This window comes from Phenylobacterium sp. FG114, assembly GCF_057809855.1.
Window position 1 is genome coordinate 130,278 of sequence record NZ_JBMDKU010000015.1, and the last position, 20,179, is coordinate 150,456.

The following is a 20,179-nucleotide window of genomic DNA, read 5'->3' on the forward strand; positions in this document are numbered from 1 at the left end:
TCCGCCTGATAAACGAGAAGCGCGACGTCGGTAACGGGGATTTCTGACGACCTGCGCCGCGACCCCTTGATGTCGCCACGATCCAACCGAATCTTGGGGCCATGGAAAGCGGCTTCCTTTCGGGCCAGATGCTGATCGCCATGCCGGGCATCGGCGATCCCCGCTTCGAGCGGTCGCTGATCCTCGTCTGCGCGCATGACCGCGACCACGCCATGGGCGTCGCGGTGAACCGGCCCGTCGAGGGCCTGACGGTGCCCGACCTCTTGGAGCGCCTGGAGATCAAGACCACCGACGACCTCGACGAAGGTATGGTCCTGCTGGGCGGGCCGGTGGAGATGGAGCGCGGCTTCGTCGTCCACACCGACGACTACCACGCCGAGCACAGCCTGGGCGTCGAGGGCGGCCTGGCGCTCACCACCACCCGCGAGGTGCTGGAGGCCATGGGGCGGCAGGACCCCGCACCACGCCGCGCCATCCTGGCGCTGGGTTACGCGGGCTGGGGCAAGGGTCAGCTGGAGCGCGAGATCCGCGAGAACGTCTGGCTGACCGTCGAAGCCGACGAGGCTCTGGTCTTCGACGACGACTACGAGACCAAGTGGACCCGCGCCCTGGGCAAACTGGGCATCGACCCGCAGTTCCTCAGCGCGGAGGCGGGTCAGGCATAGGCGCGGTCCAGCCGCCGCCCAGCGCCTGGTAGAGCGCCACGGCGGCGTTCAACCGGTCGGCCCGCACCTGCACCAGCAGCAGATCCGCCGCCAGCAGGCCGCGCTGCGCCTCGAGCTGGTCGAGGTAGGGCGAGTAGCCCGCCTTGTAGCGGTTGGTCGCCAGGCGGTAGGCCTCTGCCAGCGCCGCCCGCTGGGCCGCCACGCCGGTCTCCTGCTCGGCGGTGAGGTCGACGGCGGCCAGCGCGTCCTCCACCTCGCGGAATGCATTCAGCGCGGTCTTGCGATAGGCGAAGGCCGCCTGGTCGCGACGGGCCACGGCGGCCTCCTGCTGGGCCCGCAGCCGGCCGGCGTCGAGGATCGGCGCCAGCACGCTACCGCCTACCGAGAAGATGCCGATCTCGTCGCTCAGCAGGCTGGAGGCCACGTAGCCGCCGGACGCCGTGAGCTGGATGTTGGGCATGAACGCCGCCCGCGCCGCGTCCAGCGAGCGATCGGCCGCCGCGACCGACCTCTCGGCCTGGGCGATGTCGGGCCGCCGGCGGAGCAGCGCCGACGGCAGCCCGGACGGCACGGTCGGGTTGGAGAGCGCCGCCAGCGCCACACCGCGCTCGATGGCGCGCGGGTTCTCGCCCAACAGCAGGCTCAGTCCATCCTCCTGCCGGCGGATCGCCAGTTCCGCGACCGGGATTTGCTGCTCCGTGGCATGGTAGTCGGCCTCGGCCTGCCGCAGGTCCAGCAACGTGCCGTAGCCGGCGTCGGCGCGGCGACGGATCAGCTTCAGCGCCTCGCCCCTTGCGGCCAGGGTCTCGCGCAGCACCAGCAGGCGGGCGTCCAGGCCTCGCAGCGTGATGTAGCCCCCCGCCGCCGAGGCGGCGACGGCCAGGCGGACGTTGTCACGCGCCGCTTCGGTGGCCAGCAGCCCCTCGCGCGCCGCCGCGCTGGCGTTGGCGAGCCGCCCGAACAGGTCGGCGTCGTAAGACACCTGGAGCTGTGCCTGCCCGGCCCATTGCTCACGCGGCGTCCCGAAGGGGCTCACGTCCCGCTGGCGGCCGCCGCCGCCCGCGGCGCTCAGGTTGGGAAGCCTCTGCGCCTCGGCGAGGCGGAACTGAGCCCGCGCCTCGGCGACCCGCCCGGCGGCGATGGCGATGTCGGTGTTGTTGGCCAGCGCATGCTCGACAACCGCGGCCAGCGCCGGGTCGCCGAACGCGGTCCACCAGCGCGCGTCCACCGTCGCCTCGGCGGTCGGGGCCTCGCGCCACGCGCCCGGCGGGCTCACCGTTGCGGCCGCCGGCGGGCCGGCACGGGGCCCGGCGCAGGCCGCCAGCGCGCTCGCCGCGGCCAGGACGATCAGGCGCTTCACTTACCGCCCCGCGTATCGACCCGCGCCTCGACCGACATGCCGGGCCGCAGCCGCAGCGCCCAGGTCTGGTTGGGGTCGATGGCGATCCGCACCCCGATCCGCTGCGGCACCTTCACGAAGTTGCCCGTGGCGTTGTCCGGCTTCAGGACCGCGAACTCCGACCCCGCGCCCGGCGAGATCTGCTCCACGCGGCCGGTCAGCGTCGCCCCGCCCAGGGCGTCGACCCGCAACGTCGCCTTCTGGCCGGGCGCCATACGCACCGTCTGGGCTTCCTTGAAGTTGGCGATCACCCACCGCTCCGCCGGGATCACGGCCATGAGCTGGACGCCGTTGGTGACGTACTGGCCCAACCGCACGCCCACCTCGCCCACCTGCCCGGCCTCCGGCGCGCGGATGACGGTGTGCTCCAGGTCGACCTCGGCGATCGCCAGCGCCGCGCGCGCGGAGGCGACGTTGGCTTCCAGGCCGTCGCGCCCGACGTCCACCGTGCGGATGTCCTGGCGGGCGATCTCGCTGGCCGCCTGCGCCTGTCGCACCTGGGCTTCGGCCTGGCGCAGCGCCGCCCGCGTCTGGTCCTGCTCGCGCACCGACACCGAGCCGTCGCGCACCAGCTCGTCCACGCGCGCCATGTCGGCCCGGGCGCGGGCGAGCTGCGCTTGCGCGCTGGCCAACGCCGCGGTCTGGCCTTGCAGTCCGGCCGAGCGCGAGGCGCGGGCCTGCCGGCTGTTGGCCAGCGCGGCTTCGGCGGCGGCCAGCGCCGCGCGCGCCTGCTCCCGCTTCGCCACGTAGCCGCGGTCGTCCACCAGCGCGAGGATCTGGCCGCCGCGCACCTGCTGGTAGTCCTTGACCTGCACCGAGGTGACGTAGCCGCTGACCTGTGGCGCGATCACCGTCGTGCGGCCGCGGACGTAGGCGTTGTCCGTCGTCTGCACCGTCCCTCGGAAGGGCGGCAGACCCCAGCTGGCCAGGATCACCAGCACCGCGACGAGCGCGCCGGCGATGGCGAGGCCGGTCACCAGCGGACGCTGCGGCGCGGGCCGCCATGGGGCCCTGGGCGGCGCGGCGCCGGCGGCTGCGGTTTCGGTCTGGCTCATGCAGGGCTCTCCGCTTGCGCGGCCCGCCGTCGGCGGATCGTGTTGAAGACGATGATGTAGGCGAGGTAGGCGGCGGTCAGCAGCGCGAGGATCGCCACGAACCGGAAGGTGTCGTTGAAGGCCAGGACGTTGGCTTCCCGCAGCATCGACTGCGCCAACAGGCCCGCGCCCTGCGCGCCTCGGGCGAGAGGATCGACCACCGCCCCGCCCAGCGTCGAAGCGCCGGCCTGGATCCTGGCCGCCACCTGCGGATCAAAGCCGGCCAGCTTCTCGGACAGGGCCGCCGCATGCGCCCGCGCGGCCGCGGTTTGGTAGCTGCCCAGCAGCGCCGAGCCGGCGAGGCCGCCGAGGTTCTGGGTGGTGCTGAACAGCACGATGAAGGTGACGAAGTGATCGCCGCCGCGGCTCAGCATCCGCAGGAAGCCATAGATCAGGGCGGGTCCGATGAAGAGGGTGGTGCCGAAGCCGATCAGCGCCTGGCTGAGGTAGAGCTGTTCCGGACGGGTCAGGTTCGTGGCGTGGCTGTCGAGCCAAGCGGCGAGCGCGATGACCAAGGCCGCCGAGAGCACCAGATAGGGCAGCCGCTGCTCGGAGAGTGTCAGCGCCGCGACCGCCACGCCCAGCACCATGGCCGCGCCGACCAGCGCGAACAGGACCCGCAGCTGATCGTTGTTGAGGCCGCCGGCCGTGAGAAGGCCCACCGAGCCATAGGTTTGCTCCGCCAGCGCCAGCCGCACCAGCAGCGACACGGCCACGAAGCGCATGATGTCCAGCGTGCCCACCCAGCGGGTCTGCAGCAGCGGCCGCGCGCGATTGTGCTCCACCAGGATGGCCGCGGCGAACAGCGGCACGGCCGCGGCCAGCGCCCATCCGAGCCACGGCGTGTCGGTCCACCACAGCAGCCGCCCCAAAGCGAGCACCCCGCAGAGCAGCAGCATGGCCGGGATGGTCAGTCCGAGCGTGACGAGATCCAGGCGCTCGAACTGGCGGCTGCGGTCGCTGGGCGGCAGCGGCAGGGCGGCGACCACCGCGAGCGTCGCCAGCGCGACGCCGAACTCCATCAGGTGCAGGCCGCGCCAGTGGTCGGCGGCCAGCATCTCGACCGGGGCCATCCGGGCGAACACTGGCCCCAGTTGCGTGAGACTGATGCCGCCGAGCAGGGCCATGGGCCGCAGCCTGATCGGGAACGCCTGCAGCAGAAAGTAGACGGTCATGGTGATCAACGCCGCGGCCGCCATGCCACTGACGGCCCGGATCACCACGGCGGCCGCGAACGTCGGCCAGGCCAGCTGCAGCAGCGCCGCCAAGGCATAGGCGACAAGCAGGACGATGGTGACCTGCGGGATGCCGAACTGCGCCCGCGCCTTCACCAGGCTGAGGTTCGCGGTCGCGTTGAAGGCCACATAGATCGCCGGCAGCCAGCTCAATTCGACCACATAGGCGCCGAGCTCGCCGGCGAGGTTCGGTACGTTCACCGTCACCAGTGAATTGCCGAAGGTGGAGCCGATGCCCGTGAGCACGGCCGCGAAGCCGTACAGAACGCGCCGCTGCGGGGTGTGGATCGGCGAATAGGGCGAGCCCGGGAAGAGCGGCCGCTCCTCCGGCGCGAACGCGTACGGCTCGCCACTGGCCCTGGTCGACATGGTCTCGCCCCGTCCGGCGTCAGGCGGCCGCAAGACCCGCGTGACGCTCCCACGGCGTGAACTCTAGGCCGCTTGCGCCGGGGCTCAAGCCCGCCGTCGTCTGGCCGTCTCCTGGCCGGACGCCTTGGCTGGCCTAGCCGCGCGCCTTCACGGGCGCGGCGCCGTCCACGTAGCTTTCGTTCAGGTAGACCTCGGCCTCCTGAGCCGACAGCGCGGGCGCATAGCCGAAGCCCTGGCCATAGTCGCAGCCCAGCGACAGCAGGTGGCGGGCCATGCCGGCGTTCTCGACGCCCTCGGCCACCACTTCCATGTCCAGGTCCTGGCCCAGCTTGACGACCGACGAGACGATCTTCGCTGACCCTTCGTTGGTGGCCATGGTGCGCACGAAGTAGCGGTCGATCTTCAGCGTGTCGAACGGCAGGCGCGTCAGGTAGCTCAGCGACGAGAAGCCGGTCCCGAAATCGTCCAGCGCCAGCGCCGCGCCGGCGGCCCGCAGGTTGCGCAGGATGATCGCGGCCTTGTCCGGGTCGCGCATGACGTCGCTCTCGGTCACCTCGAGCTTCAGCGCGCCGGGCGGCAGGTCCGCGTCGTGGCGGATCTGCTCGACGTCCGAGACTAGGTCGGGTCGTTCCAACTCGCCGGTGGACAGGTTCACGGCGACGGTCAGTTCGCCGGCGGCCCGGTGGCGCTTGCGCCAGGCGCCGAGCTGGCGGGAGGCCTCGCGCATCATCATGGCGCCCAGTTCGGGCATCAGGCCCATCTCGTCGCAGAGCGGCAGGAACTGCTCGGGCATCAAGAGGCCCCGGCGCGGGTGGCGCCAGCGGACCAGCGCCTCGAACCCGGAGAGAGCCCCGGTCGAGAGGCGCACGATGGGCTGGTAGAACGGGGTCAGCTCGCCCCGACGCAAGGCGCCCTTGAGATCGCCTTCCAGTGCGAGGCGCGACAGGCCGTCGGTTTCCAGGCTGCGACCATAGGCGGCCGCGCCGCCCCGGCCGTTACTCTTCGCCGCCTCGACCGCCAGCTCGGCGCGGCGCAGCAGCTCGGCGGCCTCGGGAGCCTCCTCGCCGCCCGGCGCTTCCACGGCGCCGATCGACAGAGTGGGGTGGATGTCGAAGCCCGCCACCCGGAGGGGCTGCTCCAGCGCGCGGCGCAGGGTCTCGGCGCCCGGCGAGGCGCTGACGGGGGCCATCGCCGCGAACTCGTCCTCGCCGATCCGCGCCAGCAAGGCGCCGGGCGGGAAGGCCGCGGCCAGGCGCGAACCCAGGGCGGCCAGGACCAAATCGGCGCGTTCGTGGCCCAGGGCCTCGTTCAGCCGGCGCAGGCGGTCCAGGTCGGCGACGATCAGCTCGTGCGTGCCGGGCGTCTGCAGGCGCTCGCGCGCCAGGGTGATGAAGCTCTTGCGATCGGCCAGGCCGGTGAGTTGGTCCACGCCCGAGGCGGCGAAGCGGACCTCGGCGGCCACGACGCCCGCGGCGCGAACGCCTTCTTCCAGCCAGACGCCGCGCCAGATGCAGGGACTGCCGCCGCGCATACGCAGCCGTACGGCCACCTCGCCGCCCGGCTCCTGGACGCGCAGGATGTCCTCGGCGATGGCGCGGTCCTGCGGCAGGGCCAAGGCGCGAAGGGCGGCGGACGAACAGTCAGGCGCGAGCGGGCCCAGACCGAGGGCGCGGGTGGCCCCGGTCAGGCGCAGACGGTCCTTCTCCGGCTCCCAGACCCACAGCGCGACTTCCGCCGCGCCGAGGGCCTCGAGCGTGGCCGTCGCGTCCCACATCCAACGATCGTTGGCCATTCCGTCCTGAATTCGAGCCCGTGTTTCAGGGCTCCGGCCTAGACCGACACCCCCTCGTCCGGCCCCTCGCGATCCCGATACGGGGTCACCAGGCCGAACAGGACATGGTCTCGCCAACCGCCGTTAATTTTAAGATAAGCCTGTGCAAATCCCTCTTCCTGGAAGCCCGCCTTTTTCAGCAGGGTCCGGGACGGCTGGTTGTCGGGGATACAGGCGGCCTCCAGGCGGTGGAGGCCCAGGGTGCGGAACGCGAACTCCGAGACCGCGCGGACCGCGGCCAGGGTCAGCCCCTGGCGCGTGTAGGGCCGCCCGCACCAGTAGCCGACCGAGCCCATCTGCGCGACGCCGCGCCTGACGTTCGACAGGGTGATCCCGCCCGTCAGGGCGTCGTCCGAGGAGCGGAACACGAAGAACGGATAGGCCAGTCCGATCTCGCGGTCGCGGGCGTAGGCCAGCAGTCGCCGCCGGAAAGCCGCCCGGCTGAGGTCGTCGGCGGGCCAAGTGGGCTCCCAGGGCTGCAGGAAGGTGCGGCTCTGGGCGCGCAGTTCCCGCCATTCGCCGAAATCCGAGGCCCGCGGCGGACGCAGCCAGACGCCTTGGCCTTCGACACGAAGGCCGCTTTCGGGCGCGATCCAGTCCAGCAGGGCCATGGTTCAGCCTCGCGCAATTCGCCGCGCGGTCAAGAGGCCTGGCGGAATCGCCGTTCGCAGTCCGGATGCATCGGGCGCGGATTTGCCGCGGAGAAGCTTGGCCGATGGTGACCAAGTCTTAAACGCCGGAATCAAGGCTGGGGGTCCCTTCCACTCGGACGAGCCGAACCGATGGCGCAGGCCCATCGCAGCAAAGCAACCCAGACCGCCGGCGACGCCGAAGCGGAAGACCGCGCGCGCCGCCTGTTCCTCGCCACCCTGAGCCACGAGATCCGAACGCCGCTGAACGGGGTCTTGGGGATGGCCCAGGCCATGGCGGCGGACTCGCTCAGCGACGCTCAGCGCGAGCGCCTGGAGATCCTGCGCCAATCGGCCGAGACGCTGCTGGTGATCCTGAACGATCTGGTGGGCGCGCCGGTAGCCGAGCGCGGGCCCACGCCCGTCGCGACCGCGCCTGCGCCTGCGCCTGCGCCTGCGCCCGCCGCCGAACGCCCGCTGCGCATCCTGGCGGCCGAGGACAACCCCGTGAATCAGGTGGTCCTGCGCGCCCTGCTGGAGCAGGCGGGCATCGAGCCTTTCATCGTCGACGACGGCGCGGCCTGCGTGGAAGCCTGGCGCATGGCCGAATGGGACCTGATCCTGATGGACGTCCAGATGCCGGTGCTTGATGGTGCGGAAGCCACCCGAGCGATCCGGACCGCCGAATGCGCCGCCGGGCGCCGACGCACCCCCATCCTGGCGCTCACGGCCAGTGCCCTCGCCGCGCAGGCGCCCCAATACGCCGCCGCGGGCATGGACGGCCTCATCCCGAAGCCGATCCACGTGGAGCAGCTGTTCCAGGGTATCGAAGCCGCGCTGGGCCTCGGATAGGCCGCCTAGCCGAAGAGCGCAGCCTGGAACCGCTCGGCCGCGCTCAGCGACGCCTTCGGCCCAAGGATCGCCGTCGCCGACTTGCCGGGCGCGAGGGCCTTGCTCACCAGGCCTGCGATCTGCGCGGCCGTCACCGCATCGACCTCGCCGGCCACGGATGTCGGGTCCAGGGTCTCGCCGAACAACAGAACCTGGCCCGCCGCCTGCTCGGCGCGCGCCAGCGCCGATTCCCGGCCCATGAACATCGAGCCCTTGAGCTGAGCCTTAGCCCGCGCCAGTTCGGTCGCCCCGACGGGCTCGGCCAGCAACCGGATCTGCGCCGCCGTCACCTCGGCCAACTCGCCGGCGTCCTTGGCGTCACAGCCGGCGAAGACGCCAAGGATCCCGGTGTCGGCATAGGTCTCGGAATAGGCGTCGATGGCGTAGGCCAGCCCGCGCACTTCACGCGCTTCCTGGAACAGCCGCGAGGCCATGCCGCCGCCCAGCATCTCGGCCAAAAGCCGGAGCGCGAAATAGTCCGGATCCTTCACGCCCACCGCAGGCAGCAGGAACACCAGGTTCGCCTGCTCCAGTCGCTTGGCCACCGTGCGGGTTCCCCCTACGAACGCCGCCGGCTCCGCCGCCTGCAGGCCCGGGCCGTTCGCGCCGCCGAAGTCGCGTTCGGCCAGCTTCAGCAGTTCGTCCTCGTCCACCGCGCCCGCGGCGCTCACAACCAGGCTGCCCGGCGCATAGAGCGCCGCGCGCCAATCCCCGAGCGTTTGAGGGTCGGCCGACTTGATCGACTTCACGGTGCCCAGAATCGACCGCCCGAGCGGTTGGCCCTCGTAGGCCGCGGCCTGCGCCAGTTCGAAAACCAGGTCGTCGGGGGTGTCGGCGGCCTCAGCGATCTCCTGTCCCACCACCTGCTTTTCGCGGGCAAGGTCGCCGGCATCCATGGCCGGCCGCAGCAGCAGATCCGAAATGACCGAGGATCCCAGGTCCAGGCCGTGCTTCAACGCGCGGATCTGGAAGCTGGTGCGCTCATAGCCGGTGGCGGCGTTGATGTGCCCGCCTTCGGCCTCGATCGCCTCGACGATGTCCTTGGCCGAGCGTCCGCCCGCACCCTTGAACACCATGTGCTCGAGCAGGTGGGACCAGCCCGAGCGCGCGGCGTCCTCGAACCGCGCACCGCGTCCCGCCACGACCGAAAGCGCCACCGTCTGCCAGCCTGGCAACGGGTCGCAGACGACCCGGACTCCATTCGAGAGCGTGTGGACCTTGGGCGTCAAATCATCGCTCGGCGAAGGCGCGCACATACGCCTTGATGGTGTCGGCCTCGCCCGGCAGCCGGTCGAAGCGCTCCTTGCGGCCGGCCAGGCTGGCCACGCCGCGCGGCAGCATCGGCTCGACGCCCGACGCCTTGGCGACGTCCTCGGGGAACTTGGCGGCGTGCGCCGTCGACAGCACCACGACCGGCCCATCGAGCGCCACGTGACGCAGAGCCGAGACCGCGACGGCCGTGTGCGGGTCGATCAGTTCGCCGGTCTCGTTCAGGGTGGAGACGATGGTGCGCAGCGTCTCCTCCTCGCCGATGCCGACGCCGGTGAAGACCCCCTGCATGGCCGACAGCGCCACCGGCGGGATGTCGATCGCGCCGGTCTTGCCGAACGCCTCGAAGGCTCGCGCCGTGTCGGTGGCCTCGCGCTGCACGCCCTCGAAATAGAGCCGCTCGAAGTTCGAGGCCGACTGGATGTCCATCGCCGGCGACAGTGTGGCCTGCACCGTTCCGCGCGAATAGCGGCCCGTCGACAAGGCGCGCGCCAGGATGTCGTTGGAATTGGTCGCCACCACGATCCGCTTGATGGGCAGGCCCATGCGCATGGCCACGTAACCGGCGAAGGCGTCGCCGAAGTTTCCGGACGGCACCACGAAGTTCACCTCGCGGTCCGGCGCCCCCAGGGCCGCGGCGGTGGTGAAGTAGTAGACCGCCTGCGCCGCGATCCGGGCGAAGTTGATCGAGTTGACCGCGGCCAGGTCCACCGCCTGGCGCAGCGCCTGGTCCTGGAACGCATCCTTCAGGATGGCCTGGCAGTCGTCGAACGTGCCCTTCACCGCCACGCAGGCGATGTTGGTTTCCTCGGCCGTGGTCATGAACCGGCGCTGGACCTCGCTGATCCGGCCCTCGGGGAACATCACAACCACGCCGACATTCTTCGCGCCGCGGAAGGCCTCGACGGCCGCACCGCCGGTATCGCCCGAGGTCGCGCAGAGGATGGTCTGCTTGCGGCCCTGCTTGCCCAGGATGTGGTCGTACAGCCGCGCCAGGATCTGCATCGCCACGTCCTTGAAGGCGAGGCTGGGGCCGTGGAACAGCTCGGCGATGAAGGTCTGCGGCCCGATCTGCACCATGGGCACGACGGCCCTGTGGCTGAAGGTCCCGTAGGCCTCCTCGCACATGGCGAGCATCTCGGCGGCGCTGATCTCGTCGCCGGCGAACTTGCCCAGCACCTTCGCCGCCACCTGGGCGTAGGGCATGCCGGCGAAGCCGGCGATCTCGTCGCGCGTGAACGTGGGCCACGCCTCGGGGACATACAGCCCGCCGTCCGGGGCGAGGCCGCCCAGGACCGCATCGGTGAAGCCGACCGCGGCGGCCTGCCCGCGGGTCGAGACGTAACGCATCTAATTCTTCCGGCGTCTGAAGAGCATGGCGGCATAGACGCCGACCAGGGCAGCGGCAAGGCCGTACCAGGTCAGCGCGTATTCCAGGTGGCGGTTCGGGATGTCGGCCGGGATCGGCGCGGGGACCAGGGCCTTCCACTCGGGGTTGGTCGAGGTTTCGGCCATCAGGGTCAGCGGCGCCGGGCGCGGCGCCTTGAGCGCGGCGGCCATGGCGGGAATGTCGCGCGTGTACCAGCGGGCCGGCGTGTTTGGCGGCGAGAAGCTGTTGCCGGGCTCGGGAACCCGCAACACGCCCACTACCTCCAGTGCGGCCGGCGGGTCCGGCGCCTCTAGCACCGGCGGCCTCGCCGATATCGTGTCGGCGATGAACCCCCGGTCGACGAGGACGCTGCCGTACCGGCCACCCGCCTCAAGTCGGCACGCCGAGATCAGGCGAGACCCCGCCTCGCCCTCTCGAACCGAATAGAGCTCCAGGAACGGCGCAGTTTCGATGCGGGGGCATGCGACCTTCACCCGCGTGAAGTCGGCGTCGCCGCCCTGGACCACGCGATCCAGCACCGCCCCCAGCGGTTGGGCGGGCGCGGCCTGCAGCGCGGCGATCCGTGCGAGCAGGTGCTCCTTCCACTTTAACCGCTGGACCTGCCAGGTCCCCAGCGCCAGCAGGATGCCAAGGGCGATGCCGACGGCGACCGTCAGGCCGACGGGAAACCCCGCCCGGCGCTCAGTCGTCACGGCGGGCTTCGGAGGCGCGATTCATGAACTGGGCGGCCAGCATGGCGCCCTTCAAGGGCCGCATCAGGCCCAGCGACAGGATCAGCGTCGCCGGCAGCCAGAGGATCAGGTGGACCCAGATCGGCGGGTGGACCGTGAACTCGGTGAAGACGGCCGCGAAGGCCACGGCGAAGCCCGCGATCAGGATCACGAACACCGCCGGGCCATCGCCCGAGTCAGCTTTTGAGAAATCGGCGCCGCACGCCTCGCAGGACGGCGCCACCTTCAGGAAGCCTTCGAAGAGGAAGCCCTCTCCACAGTTGGGGCAGCGGCCTGCGACCCCTGACAGCAGTGGATTGGGCTTGCTCACGCGCTTGCCTAGTGGCCCCCGGAGGCCCCGAAGATCACGTAGATGAAGGCGAACAGGAACAGCCACACCACGTCGACGAAGTGCCAGTACCAGGCGGCCGCCTCGAAGCCGAAGTGCTGCTTGGGGGTGAAGCCCTTGCCCATCAGGCGGGCCAGGCAGACGATCAGGAAGATCGTGCCGACCAGGACGTGGAAGCCGTGGAAGCCGGTCGCCATGAAGAACGACGATCCGTAGAGGCCCGAGTTCTCCTGGCCTTCGCCGCCGAAGAAGTACTTGTGCTCGAGGATGTGGTGATACTCGTAGGCCTGGATGGCCGTGAACATCATGCCCAGCATGATGGTCAGGAGCAGGCCGATCTTGGCGCTCCTGCGGTCGCCGACCTGCAGCGCATGGTGAGCCCAGGTCACCGTGGTGCCCGAGAGCAGCAGGGTCAGGGTGTTGACCAGCGGCAGCTGGAAGGCGGGAACGGTCTCGACGCCCTTCGGCGGCCAGTTGGCCCAGGCGGTGGCCACTTCCTCGATCGGAGCGTGGGTGCGGTTGCCGTGGAACAGGGCCATCTCGAAGAAGATCCAGAACCAGGCGACGAAGAACATCACTTCCGAAGCGATGAACAGCACCATGCCGTAGCGCAGGCCGATGGAGACCACCGGGGTGTGATCGCCCTGGTTGGCTTCCTTCACGACGTCGGACCACCAGCCCACCATCGTGAAGAGCACGCCCGCCAGGCCGGCGAAGAACAGCCAGGAGGTGTGTTGCGGCAGGCCGAACAGGCCCTTCATCCACGCCACGCCGCCCAGCGCCATCACCGTCGCCGCGATCGAGCCGACCAGCGGCCACGGGCTCGGATTGACGAGATGGTAGTCGTGCTTCACGCCAGCGGCCATTGCAGTCTCAACCCCTTGCAGTTCCCCTCGCGCACGGACGTACAGAGTCGCGCGCGCGGACAGTCGCGGACGCTATAGCCCTGCGCTGCGCCATCCGCCAAGGGGGAAAGACGCTTTGGCCCGGGCCGCCTTTGCCGCAGCCGGCTCAGTCGCCGGACGTGGCCGTCCCATGGTCCTTCACCGGCGCCGCCTGGGCCTCCTTCGACGTGGTCGGGAAGAAGGTGTAGCTCAGCGTCACCTCGGGCTTACCCTTGGTGTTGATGTCGTCGGCGTACTTCGGATCGACGTAGTAGAGCACCGGCATGTCGACGGTGGCGCCGGCCGCGATGGTCTGGTCCGAGAAGCAGAAGCACTGGAGCTTCTGGAAGTAAGGCCCCGCCTGCTCGGGCACCACGTTGAACAGCGCCCGCCCCGTGACCGGCTTGTCGGAATTGTTGGTCACCTTGAAGAAGGCGATCTTGGTCTCGCCGATCTTCGCCTCCTGCGAGGTCTGCTCGGCCTTGAACGTCCAGGGCAGGCCGCGGACGTTGGCGTCGAAGCGGATGGTGAGCGTCTTGCCCAGCACCTGGTCCGACTCGGCCGTCGCACGGCGGGTGGCGCCGTCGAAGCCGGTGACCTGGCAGAACATCCTGTAGATCGGCACAGCGGCGAAGGCCGCCCCGGTCATGGCGAAGAACGTGAAGGCGCAGATGATCGCGACCTTCGCGTTCCGCTTGCGCTCAGCTTCAGAAAGGCCGGTTTGCGACACTGGCGCCCATCCTCACGAGGGTGACCACATAGACCAGGACCACGAACGCGACGAGGCCCAGGGCGATCGCGATGTTGCGGGCCTTGCGGGCCTTGGCGGCCGCGTCGTCCTCGCGGTTCGGATCGCTCATCGGAACAGCTCCAGCGGCGGCGCGCCCATCAGGTGTTCGGCCAGCAGGGTGGCGAACAGGAGCGCCAGGTACAGGATCGAGAAGGCGAACAGGTTGCGGGCGTCCCGCGCCCCCGCCCGCACGTCGTAAAGTCCGTCGTCGTTGCGCGGGTCGGCCGCCTCCCCCGCATGGCTGCGGTAGAGCCTCCAGGCCAACAGAAGGAACACCAGCCCGCCCAGGCCGGACACCGCCAGGTAGCCCGCGCCGCCCAGCCCGGTGAAGGCCGGCGCCACGCAGATCGGGATCAGCAGCAGGCTGTAGGCCAGGATCTGCCGGCGGGTGGACGCCGCGCCCTTGACCACCGGCATCATCGGCACGCCCGCCTTGGCGTAGTCCTCCGAGGTGTACAGCGACAGCGCCCAGAAGTGCGGGGGCGTCCACATGAAGATGATGGCGCAGAGAAGCCACGCGTTCAGCGGCGCGCCGCCGGTGGCCGCGGCCCAGCCGATCACCGGCGGCAGCGCGCCGGCCAATCCGCCGATGACAATGTTCTGCGCCGTCCAGCGCTTGAGCCACATCGTGTAGACCACGGCGTAGAAGACGATGGTGAAGGCCAACAGGCCGGCGGCCAGCCAGTTCAGCGCCATGCCCATCAGCATCACCGAGAACAGCGACAGCACGACGCCCAGGGTCAGAGCGTCAGCGCCCTGCACCCGACCCGCCGGGACCGGCCGGCCGCGGGTGCGGCGCATCTTCGCGTCGATGTCGGCGTCGTACCACATGTTGAGCGCGGCGGACGCGCCCGCGCCCACGGCGATGCACAGCACGGCCACGGCGGCCAGGATCGGGTTGATCCGGTCAGGCGCGCAGACGAGGCCGGTGAGCGCGGTGAAGATCACCAGCGACATCACGCGCGGCTTCAGCAGCTGGAGGAAGTCCTGCCAGCGGGCGATCGCGCGCGGATTGGATTGGGCCGTAGCCATGGCCATCGAAGCTTACACCTGCATGTGGGGTGGCGCTGTCTAGCGCAGATCGGCGGCGGGGCGAAGGCCGTCGTCACGGATGTGACGAAAAGCACGTCCCGGGCGATTGCAGCCCCTCGAACGGAAGAAGCCGGCCGCCCCAGGGGACGACCGGCTTCGATCGGTTCGACAGCTCGAGGCCTTAGTGGGCGTCGGGCTTCACCACCGGCAGTTCGTTGAACTGGTGGAACGGCGGCGGCGAGCTCAGGGTCCACTCCAGCGTCGTGGCGCCTTCGCCCCAGGGGTTCGCCTCGGCCTTGCGGCGGCGCACGGCGGCCTCGACCAGGACGATCAGAAACACGCCCACGCCGGCCACGGTGATCAGGTAGCCGTCCGTCGAGATCTTGTTCCAGAAGGAGAAGCCTTCCGGATAGTCGACGTAGCGGCGCGGCATGCCCTGGAGGCCCAGGAAGTGCTGTGGGAAGAAGATCAGGTTCACGCCGACGAAGGTGATCCAGAAGTGCAGGGCGCCGAGGAATTCGTTGTACTTCACGCCCCACATCTTCTCGAACCAGTAGTAGAAGCCCGCGAAGATCGCGAACACGGCGCCGAGCGACAGCACGTAGTGGAAGTGCGCCACGACGTAGTAGGTGTCGTGCAGGCTGTAGTCGATGCCGGCGTTGGCCAGCACGACGCCCGTGACGCCGCCCACCGTGAACAGGAAGATGAAGCCGATCGCCCACAGCATGGGCGTCTTGAAGTCGATGGAGCCGCCCCACATCGTGGCGATCCAGCTGAACACCTTCACGCCCGTCGGCACCGCAATGACCATCGTGGCGGCCACGAAGTAGGCGCGCAGCTCGATGCCCATGCCGACCGTGTACATGTGGTGCGCCCACACGACGAAGCCGATGAAGCCGATGGCGACCATGGCGTAGGCCATCGCGAGGTAGCCGAAGACCGGCTTCTTCGAGAACGTCGCCACGATGTGCGAGATCATGCCGAAGCCGGGCAGGATCAGGATGTACACTTCCGGGTGCCCGAAGAACCAGAACAGGTGCTGGTACATCACGGGGTCGCCGCCGCCGGCCGCGTCGAAGAAGTGGGTGTGGAAGTTGCGGTCCGTCAGCAGCATGGTGATCGCGCCGGCCAGCACGGGCAGCGAGAGCAGCAGCAGGAACACGGTCACCAGCACCGACCAGACGAACAGCGGCATCCGGTGCAGGGTCATGCCCGGCGCGCGCATGTTGAAGATCGTGGTGATGAAGTTGATCGAGCCCAGGATCGAGCTGGCGCCGGCCAGGTGGAGCGCGAGGATCGCGCAGTCCATGGCCGGACCCGTGTGGCCCGAGGTCGACAACGGCGGGTAGGCCGTCCAGCCGCCGCCGAAGCCCTTGCCGGGGCCCCCGTCGACGAACATCGAGGTGATCAGCATCACCCAGGCCGCCACCAGCAGCCAGAAGGAGATGTTGTTCATCCGCGGGAAGGCCATGTCCGGCGCGCCGATCATCAGCGGAACGAACCAGTTGCCGAACCCGCCGATCATGGCCGGCATGACCATGAAGAAGATCATGACCAGGGCGTGGGCGGTGACCACGGCGTTGTAGCCGTGCTTCGACGCCTCCACGAGGCCGGTCTGGGCGAGCCAGGAGCCTTGCTTGAAGAGCTGGATGCCCGGCTCGGCGAGCTCGAGTCGGATGAGGCCCGACAGGGCGCCGCCCACGATCCCCGCCATGATGGCGAAGATGATGTAGAGCGTGCCGATGTCCTTGTGGTTCGTGGAGAAGAACCAGCGGATGAAGAACCCGGGCTTGTGGTCCCCGTGGTCGTCCCCGTGGGTGTGATCGTGAGCGGCGGCTTGAGCCATCTTACGCGGATCCTGAGCTTATTTCGCAGCCGGCGCCTGGGGCGCGGGCGTGGTGGCGGCGGCGGGAGCCTTGGGCTCGGGCGTCGCGGGGGGCGGGGCGGCAGGGTTCACCTGCGCCGTCGCAGCGGCGGGCTGAGCCGCCGCAGCGGCGTCGGCGGCGACCGGAGCCGGCGCGGCGCCGGCCTTGGAGCCGCCCTTGCTGGCGACCCAGGCGTCGAAGTCGGCCTGGCTCACCACGCGAACTTCGATCGGCATGAACGCGTGGTCCACGCCGCAGAGCTCGCGGCAGTTGCCGTAGTAGGTGCCGATGCGGTCGGCCTTGAACCAGGTCTCGTTCAGGCGGCCCGGGATCGCATCGGTGATGATGCCGAACGACGGGACCGCGAAGGCGTGGATCACGTCGGCGCCGGTCACCTGGACCCGCACCACCTTGTTGACGGGCACGTAGAGCGGCTCGGTGACCGCGAGGCGATAGGGCTCGCCCTTCGTCTTGGCCTCGTCTTCCGGCAGGACGTTGGAGACGAACTCGCCGATCTTCTGGTCGGGATATTCATAGCCCCAGTACCACTGGTAGCCCGTCGCCTTGATGGTCAGGTCGGGCTTCGGCATGTCGTTGTAGGCGAACAGCAGCCGGAACGAGAAGATCGCGATGAAGACCAGGATCAGCACCGGGATCAGGGTCCAGGCGACCTCGATCGCCGTGTTGTGGCTGAACTTGGCCGGAACCGGGTTGGCCCGCTTGTTGTAGCGAACCGCCACCCAGATCAGCAGGCCCAGCACGAACAGCGTGATGACCGTGATGATCGGCAGCAGGATCACATTGTGGAACCAGATGGCGTCTTCGCGCAGAGGCGTCACGCCCGGCTGCAGGTCGATCGCCCCGTCGGTCGGCTGGCCGAACTTGTCGGCGGCCATCGCCGTGGCGCCCCAGAACGCCGCCGCCGCGCCCGCGAGGGCCCCCGCCGCCCGCGTCCGCAATCCGTGAAAGCTCGACTTCATGTCCCCTCGGTCTCTCTGGCCGGCCGCGCCTGCAAGACGGTGGGCGCTTCCGACGACTTCGGAACGGGACGCACGGACGCAGCTCTCGCAGCGCCTGCCGGCCCCTTCGCGGGGGTCCATACGCGCATCCCCGGGGCTTGCCAAGGCGTTGGGAGCCCTTACAGCGCACCCGTGCGCGACACCCCGTTATCCGAAGGCGCTTTTGATGTACCTGAGCCCTGAAGAGGAGGCGCAGATCCGCGCCGAGTTCGGCCGGCTGGCCAACATGTCGCAGGCCGAACTGCGCGCCTGGCTGGAGACGCCGCAAAGCCGCAAGGTGGGCATGGTCCGCAAGGGCGAGACCGAATCGGTAGGCCGCCAGTCGGCCAAGAAGATCCTGCAGATCCGCGACACGGCGGCGGCCGACCTCACCGACGCCGACTACCGCCACATGAAGAAGGTCATCGGCTACTGCCGCCGCCACCTGGCCCAGCGGCCGTGGGGCGACGTCACCGACACCCGCTGGCGCTGGAGCCTGATGAACTGGGCCCATGACCCGCTCAAGGCCGGCCGAGGGTCCTGACGAAGAAGGCGATGACGTCACGGTTGAACGCCGCGTGGAAGGCGACGCGGTCGAAGCCCGGCCCGCTGGCGCAGATTGTCGCATTCACCTTGGCCAACGGCGGCGAACATGGCGCCAGGAAGTCGTAGTGGCCGGCCCCCGCGGCCACGTGGGTCTCGGGCGGCTTGGGCAGGTTCGCGCGGACCGCCTCGACGTAGAACGGTTGCGGCAGGATCTGGTCGTTCTCGGCGCGCCAGAGCTGCAGGGGCTGCCGGACGTTGGCGAGGCCCGCCTTGCCGAAGGCGTAGCCCAGCGCCGGCGCGGCCGACACCACCGCCTTGATGCGAGCATCGTGTGTCCAGACGATCCCTTCGGGAACCTGGTCCAGCAGGGCCGGCGACAGGCGCTTGACCAGCTTGCAGTCGAAGAAGTCGGGATGGGCCCCGCAATGCTCCGCGACCTTGCTCAGGTCGGGCTCGGCACCGGCCGCCGCCAGAACCGTGAAGCCGCCCGCGGAGAAGCCGAAAGCCCCCACCTCGTCGGGATTCAGCCGGCCGTGGTCGCGCCACGTCCCCAGCATGTAGTCGGTGAGGAGTTTCAGGTGACGCGGCCGCTCCCAGATACGGGCCGCGCCGCTCTGGTCGCGCCAGTTGTCGGCCGTGTGGGTCACCGACGCCGCGACAAAGCCCGCCTCGGCGAGCGCGACCGCGGTGTCGATGTGGCCGGCGTACGAGCCGCCGTTGCCGTGGCTGATCACCACCAGTTTCAGGCGCCGGCCCTTCACCGGACCGTCGTTGGCCAACGGCTCGCGGAACAACTCGACCGACGTCGGGCCGGCCCCGGCGTCGGTGGGATACCAGACGCCGACCTCGAGCGGCGGTCCCTGCGGGTCGGGAATTGTGAAGTGCTGGAAGCCCACGGCCGCGTGAGCGGCGGCGGCGAAGAGGGACGCCGCGAGGGCGGCCACGGCGATGCGGAGGGGGTAGAGGCGGATCATAGGAAACCTTGGCGTTGCGGAAGAAACGCCGCCTGATCGCCCCGCCCCAAGCCGTCCCGCCACCGGCTATTCGCGAACGGGCGAACGGGTTCGTGGCTGGGCGAACCGCCGCTATAGAGGGTGGCGATGCGGGCGGAGATGCGTGAGTCGCTAAGGGGCTGGGCCGTCGACCTGTCGGTCGTGACGGCCATCGGCCTCTTCCTCGCGGTGCTCGGTCCGTTCGGCAGCTTCTTCAACGGCCCGGTGTGGCAGCGCATCCCCTATTGGGTCGGCATGGCCTGGTGCGGCGCCCTGGTCTATGGCGCCGCCGTCCGCCTGATCCTCGCCCGCCCATGGCCGCGCTGGCGTGGCTGGCTGGCCCTGGCCGTCGTGGTGTTGGCCGTCACCGGGCCGTTCGCGATGTTCAGCTTCTGGGTGGCCAGCTCCATCTGGCCGGTGCTGACCCGCGCGCCCGGCCTCTCGCCGTTGGTCTGGTATGCCGAGGGGCTGCTGACCGCCGCGCCCCAGGTCGCTCTCTTCTATGTGTTCAACCAGCGCCGCCGCGCCCGCCGCGCGAAAGCCGCAGGCAAGGCCGCCTCGTCTGGCGTGCTGCTGGGCGTGCGCCCCTCCGACGTCCTGTGCCTGTCGATGGAGGACCACTACGTCCGGGTGCACACGGCGACCGGCTCCAGCCTGGTGCTCGCGACCCTGGCCCAGGCGATCGCCGCCCTCGATGGCGCGCCGGGGCTGCAGGTTCATAGGTCCTGGTGGGTGGCCGAGAAGGCGGTGGCCGCGGCCGTCACCGAAGGCCGCAACGTGCGCCTGCGCCTGACCAATGGCGCCACCGCTCCGGTCGCCCGGACCTCGGTCGCTGCGGTCCGCGCCGCAGGCTGGCTGCGGAACTAGGTCGCCGCGGCCGGCCGTCGCGCTGGCCTCGCGTGGGCGGGGCGCCTATGTTCAGCGCATGAACGCTCCCGTCCCCGCTCCCTCGATCCTCGATTCCGCCGGCGTCGATCCGGCCCGCGCCCAGGAGATCCTCGGCGACGCCTTGGCCGGCGCCGACGACGGCGAGCTGTTCGTCGAGCGCTCCGAGAGCGAGTCCTTCCTGTTCGACGACGGCCGGCTGAAGTCGGCCGCCTACGACGCCACCGAGGGCTTCGGCCTGCGCGTGGTGGCGGGCGAGACCGCCGGCTACGCCCACGCCTCCGAGATCTCGGAGGCCGCGATCCGCCGCGCCGCCGACTCCGCGCGGCTGGCCAAGCGCGGCTACGCCGGCGTTG

The 20,179-nt window shown here is 70.1% G+C and carries 21 protein-coding genes; 5 read left to right on the top strand and 16 right to left on the bottom strand.

The window, feature by feature from the left end:
- Positions 1 to 101 precede the first annotated feature (101 nt).
- Positions 102 to 665 (top strand): YqgE/AlgH family protein, encoded by a 564-nt coding sequence (locus ACODSY_RS22110; protein WP_488954051.1) that lies wholly within the window; start codon positions 102 to 104, stop codon positions 663 to 665.
- On the opposite strand, the gene ACODSY_RS22115 is transcribed toward ACODSY_RS22110, so the two are convergent.
- The 5 genes from ACODSY_RS22115 to ACODSY_RS22135 form a co-directional block, all read right to left on the bottom strand.
- Positions 640 to 2,025, bottom strand: a complete 1,386-nt coding sequence (locus tag ACODSY_RS22115) for an efflux transporter outer membrane subunit (RefSeq protein WP_488954052.1) — start codon at positions 2,023 to 2,025, stop codon at positions 640 to 642. The two genes, ACODSY_RS22110 and ACODSY_RS22115, sit on opposite strands and share 26 nt — an antisense overlap.
- The gene (locus tag ACODSY_RS22120; protein WP_488954053.1) at positions 2,022 to 3,119 is read right to left on the bottom strand and encodes an HlyD family secretion protein; all 1,098 of its coding nucleotides are present in this window, start codon (positions 3,117 to 3,119) and stop codon (positions 2,022 to 2,024) included. The genes ACODSY_RS22115 and ACODSY_RS22120 overlap by 4 nt, the downstream gene beginning before the upstream one ends.
- Positions 3,116 to 4,762 (bottom strand): MFS transporter, encoded by a 1,647-nt coding sequence (locus ACODSY_RS22125; protein ID WP_488954054.1) that lies wholly within the window; start codon positions 4,760 to 4,762, stop codon positions 3,116 to 3,118. The genes ACODSY_RS22120 and ACODSY_RS22125 overlap by 4 nt, the downstream gene beginning before the upstream one ends.
- Positions 4,763 to 4,895: 133 nt before the next feature.
- Positions 4,896 to 6,554 carry a putative bifunctional diguanylate cyclase/phosphodiesterase gene (locus tag ACODSY_RS22130; RefSeq protein WP_488954055.1) on the bottom strand — a complete coding sequence of 553 codons (1,659 nt, stop codon included), beginning with the start codon at positions 6,552 to 6,554 and terminating at the stop codon, positions 4,896 to 4,898.
- A 38-nt stretch (positions 6,555 to 6,592) separates the two neighbouring features.
- Complete coding sequence (locus ACODSY_RS22135; RefSeq protein ID WP_488954056.1) at positions 6,593 to 7,204, bottom strand: GNAT family N-acetyltransferase; 612 nt, start codon at positions 7,202 to 7,204, stop codon at positions 6,593 to 6,595.
- Between the two features lie 171 nt (positions 7,205 to 7,375).
- On the opposite strand from ACODSY_RS22135, the gene ACODSY_RS22140 reads away from it, so the two are divergent.
- Positions 7,376 to 8,074 carry a response regulator gene (locus ACODSY_RS22140; protein ID WP_488954057.1) on the top strand — a complete coding sequence of 233 codons (699 nt, stop codon included), beginning with the start codon at positions 7,376 to 7,378 and terminating at the stop codon, positions 8,072 to 8,074.
- Positions 8,075 to 8,079: 5 nt separating this feature from the next.
- On the opposite strand, the gene ACODSY_RS22145 is transcribed toward ACODSY_RS22140, so the two are convergent.
- The 10 genes from ACODSY_RS22145 to coxB all read right to left on the bottom strand — a co-directional run bounded on the left by ACODSY_RS22145 (position 8,080) and on the right by coxB (position 17,382).
- Positions 8,080 to 9,342, bottom strand: a complete 1,263-nt coding sequence (locus tag ACODSY_RS22145; RefSeq protein WP_488954058.1) for a M16 family metallopeptidase — start codon at positions 9,340 to 9,342, stop codon at positions 8,080 to 8,082.
- Position 9,343: 1 nt separating this feature from the next.
- Positions 9,344 to 10,732 carry a threonine synthase gene (gene thrC, locus ACODSY_RS22150; protein ID WP_488954059.1) on the bottom strand — a complete coding sequence of 463 codons (1,389 nt, stop codon included), beginning with the start codon at positions 10,730 to 10,732 and terminating at the stop codon, positions 9,344 to 9,346.
- Positions 10,733 to 11,464: an SURF1 family protein gene (locus tag ACODSY_RS22155; RefSeq protein ID WP_488954060.1), complete on the bottom strand. Its 732-nt coding sequence runs from the start codon at positions 11,462 to 11,464 to the stop codon at positions 10,733 to 10,735.
- Positions 11,454 to 11,813, bottom strand: a complete 360-nt coding sequence (locus ACODSY_RS22160; protein WP_488954061.1) for a DUF983 domain-containing protein — start codon at positions 11,811 to 11,813, stop codon at positions 11,454 to 11,456. The genes ACODSY_RS22155 and ACODSY_RS22160 overlap by 11 nt, the downstream gene beginning before the upstream one ends.
- Before the next feature lie 8 nt (positions 11,814 to 11,821).
- Positions 11,822 to 12,697: a cytochrome c oxidase subunit 3 gene (locus ACODSY_RS22165; protein WP_488954062.1), complete on the bottom strand. Its 876-nt coding sequence runs from the start codon at positions 12,695 to 12,697 to the stop codon at positions 11,822 to 11,824.
- A gap of 145 nt (positions 12,698 to 12,842) precedes the next feature.
- Entirely contained in the window at positions 12,843 to 13,445 is a 603-nt protein-coding gene (locus ACODSY_RS22170; protein ID WP_488954063.1) for a cytochrome c oxidase assembly protein, read from the bottom strand.
- The gene (locus ACODSY_RS22175) at positions 13,423 to 13,575 is read right to left on the bottom strand and encodes a hypothetical protein (protein ID WP_488954064.1); all 153 of its coding nucleotides are present in this window, start codon (positions 13,573 to 13,575) and stop codon (positions 13,423 to 13,425) included. Before ACODSY_RS22175 ends, ACODSY_RS22170 begins: the two co-directional genes overlap by 23 nt.
- On the bottom strand, positions 13,572 to 14,543 hold the full coding sequence (gene cyoE / locus ACODSY_RS22180; protein WP_488954065.1) for a heme o synthase: 972 nt from the start codon (positions 14,541 to 14,543) through the stop codon (positions 13,572 to 13,574). The genes ACODSY_RS22175 and cyoE overlap by 4 nt, the downstream gene beginning before the upstream one ends.
- 175 nt (positions 14,544 to 14,718) lie before the next feature.
- Positions 14,719 to 16,383 (bottom strand): cytochrome c oxidase subunit I, encoded by a 1,665-nt coding sequence (gene ctaD, locus ACODSY_RS22185; RefSeq protein ID WP_488954066.1) that lies wholly within the window; start codon positions 16,381 to 16,383, stop codon positions 14,719 to 14,721.
- Positions 16,384 to 16,401: 18 nt separating this feature from the next.
- Complete coding sequence (coxB, locus tag ACODSY_RS22190) at positions 16,402 to 17,382, bottom strand: cytochrome c oxidase subunit II (protein WP_488954067.1); 981 nt, start codon at positions 17,380 to 17,382, stop codon at positions 16,402 to 16,404.
- 205 nt (positions 17,383 to 17,587) lie between these two features.
- On the opposite strand from coxB, the gene ACODSY_RS22195 reads away from it, so the two are divergent.
- Positions 17,588 to 17,944: a DUF3140 domain-containing protein gene (locus ACODSY_RS22195; RefSeq protein ID WP_488954068.1), complete on the top strand. Its 357-nt coding sequence runs from the start codon at positions 17,588 to 17,590 to the stop codon at positions 17,942 to 17,944.
- Here ACODSY_RS22195 and ACODSY_RS22200 read toward each other — a convergent pair.
- A complete protein-coding gene (locus tag ACODSY_RS22200; RefSeq protein WP_488954069.1) occupies positions 17,922 to 18,920 on the bottom strand; it encodes an alpha/beta hydrolase family protein in 999 nt (332 codons plus the stop codon). The genes ACODSY_RS22195 and ACODSY_RS22200 overlap by 23 nt on opposite strands.
- Positions 18,921 to 19,046: 126 nt before the next feature.
- Between ACODSY_RS22200 and ACODSY_RS22205 the strand changes: the two genes are divergently transcribed.
- Positions 19,047 to 19,805: a LytTR family DNA-binding domain-containing protein gene (locus ACODSY_RS22205; RefSeq protein ID WP_488954070.1), complete on the top strand. Its 759-nt coding sequence runs from the start codon at positions 19,047 to 19,049 to the stop codon at positions 19,803 to 19,805.
- 58 nt (positions 19,806 to 19,863) lie between these two features.
- Positions 19,864 to 20,179 (top strand): PmbA/TldA family metallopeptidase (locus tag ACODSY_RS22210; protein ID WP_488954071.1); only part of this gene is annotated, 316 nt, incomplete at its 3' end.

Excerpts from the sequence above, each read along its gene's own strand:
- ACODSY_RS22205 (WP_488954070.1), top strand. The coding sequence starts at position 19,047 with ATGCGGGCGGAGATGCGTGAGTCGCTAAGGGGCTGGGCCGTCGACCTG.
- ACODSY_RS22125 (WP_488954054.1), bottom strand. The coding sequence starts at position 4,762 with ATGTCGACCAGGGCCAGTGGCGAGCCGTACGCGTTCGCGCCGGAGGAG.
- ACODSY_RS22110 (WP_488954051.1), top strand. The coding sequence starts at position 102 with ATGGAAAGCGGCTTCCTTTCGGGCCAGATGCTGATCGCCATGCCGGGC.
- ACODSY_RS22135 (WP_488954056.1), bottom strand. The coding sequence starts at position 7,204 with ATGGCCCTGCTGGACTGGATCGCGCCCGAAAGCGGCCTTCGTGTCGAA.
- thrC (WP_488954059.1), bottom strand. The coding sequence starts at position 10,732 with ATGCGTTACGTCTCGACCCGCGGGCAGGCCGCCGCGGTCGGCTTCACC.
- ctaD (WP_488954066.1), bottom strand. The coding sequence starts at position 16,383 with ATGGCTCAAGCCGCCGCTCACGATCACACCCACGGGGACGACCACGGG.
- ACODSY_RS22140 (WP_488954057.1), top strand. The coding sequence starts at position 7,376 with ATGGCGCAGGCCCATCGCAGCAAAGCAACCCAGACCGCCGGCGACGCC.
- ACODSY_RS22130 (WP_488954055.1), bottom strand. The coding sequence starts at position 6,554 with ATGGCCAACGATCGTTGGATGTGGGACGCGACGGCCACGCTCGAGGCC.
- ACODSY_RS22195 (WP_488954068.1), top strand. The coding sequence starts at position 17,588 with ATGTACCTGAGCCCTGAAGAGGAGGCGCAGATCCGCGCCGAGTTCGGC.
- ACODSY_RS22165 (WP_488954062.1), bottom strand. The coding sequence starts at position 12,697 with ATGGCCGCTGGCGTGAAGCACGACTACCATCTCGTCAATCCGAGCCCG.
- ACODSY_RS22120 (WP_488954053.1), bottom strand. The coding sequence starts at position 3,119 with ATGAGCCAGACCGAAACCGCAGCCGCCGGCGCCGCGCCGCCCAGGGCC.
- ACODSY_RS22175 (WP_488954064.1), bottom strand. The coding sequence starts at position 13,575 with ATGAGCGATCCGAACCGCGAGGACGACGCGGCCGCCAAGGCCCGCAAG.
- ACODSY_RS22200 (WP_488954069.1), bottom strand. The coding sequence starts at position 18,920 with ATGATCCGCCTCTACCCCCTCCGCATCGCCGTGGCCGCCCTCGCGGCG.
- coxB (WP_488954067.1), bottom strand. The coding sequence starts at position 17,382 with ATGAAGTCGAGCTTTCACGGATTGCGGACGCGGGCGGCGGGGGCCCTC.
- cyoE (WP_488954065.1), bottom strand. The coding sequence starts at position 14,543 with ATGGCCATGGCTACGGCCCAATCCAATCCGCGCGCGATCGCCCGCTGG.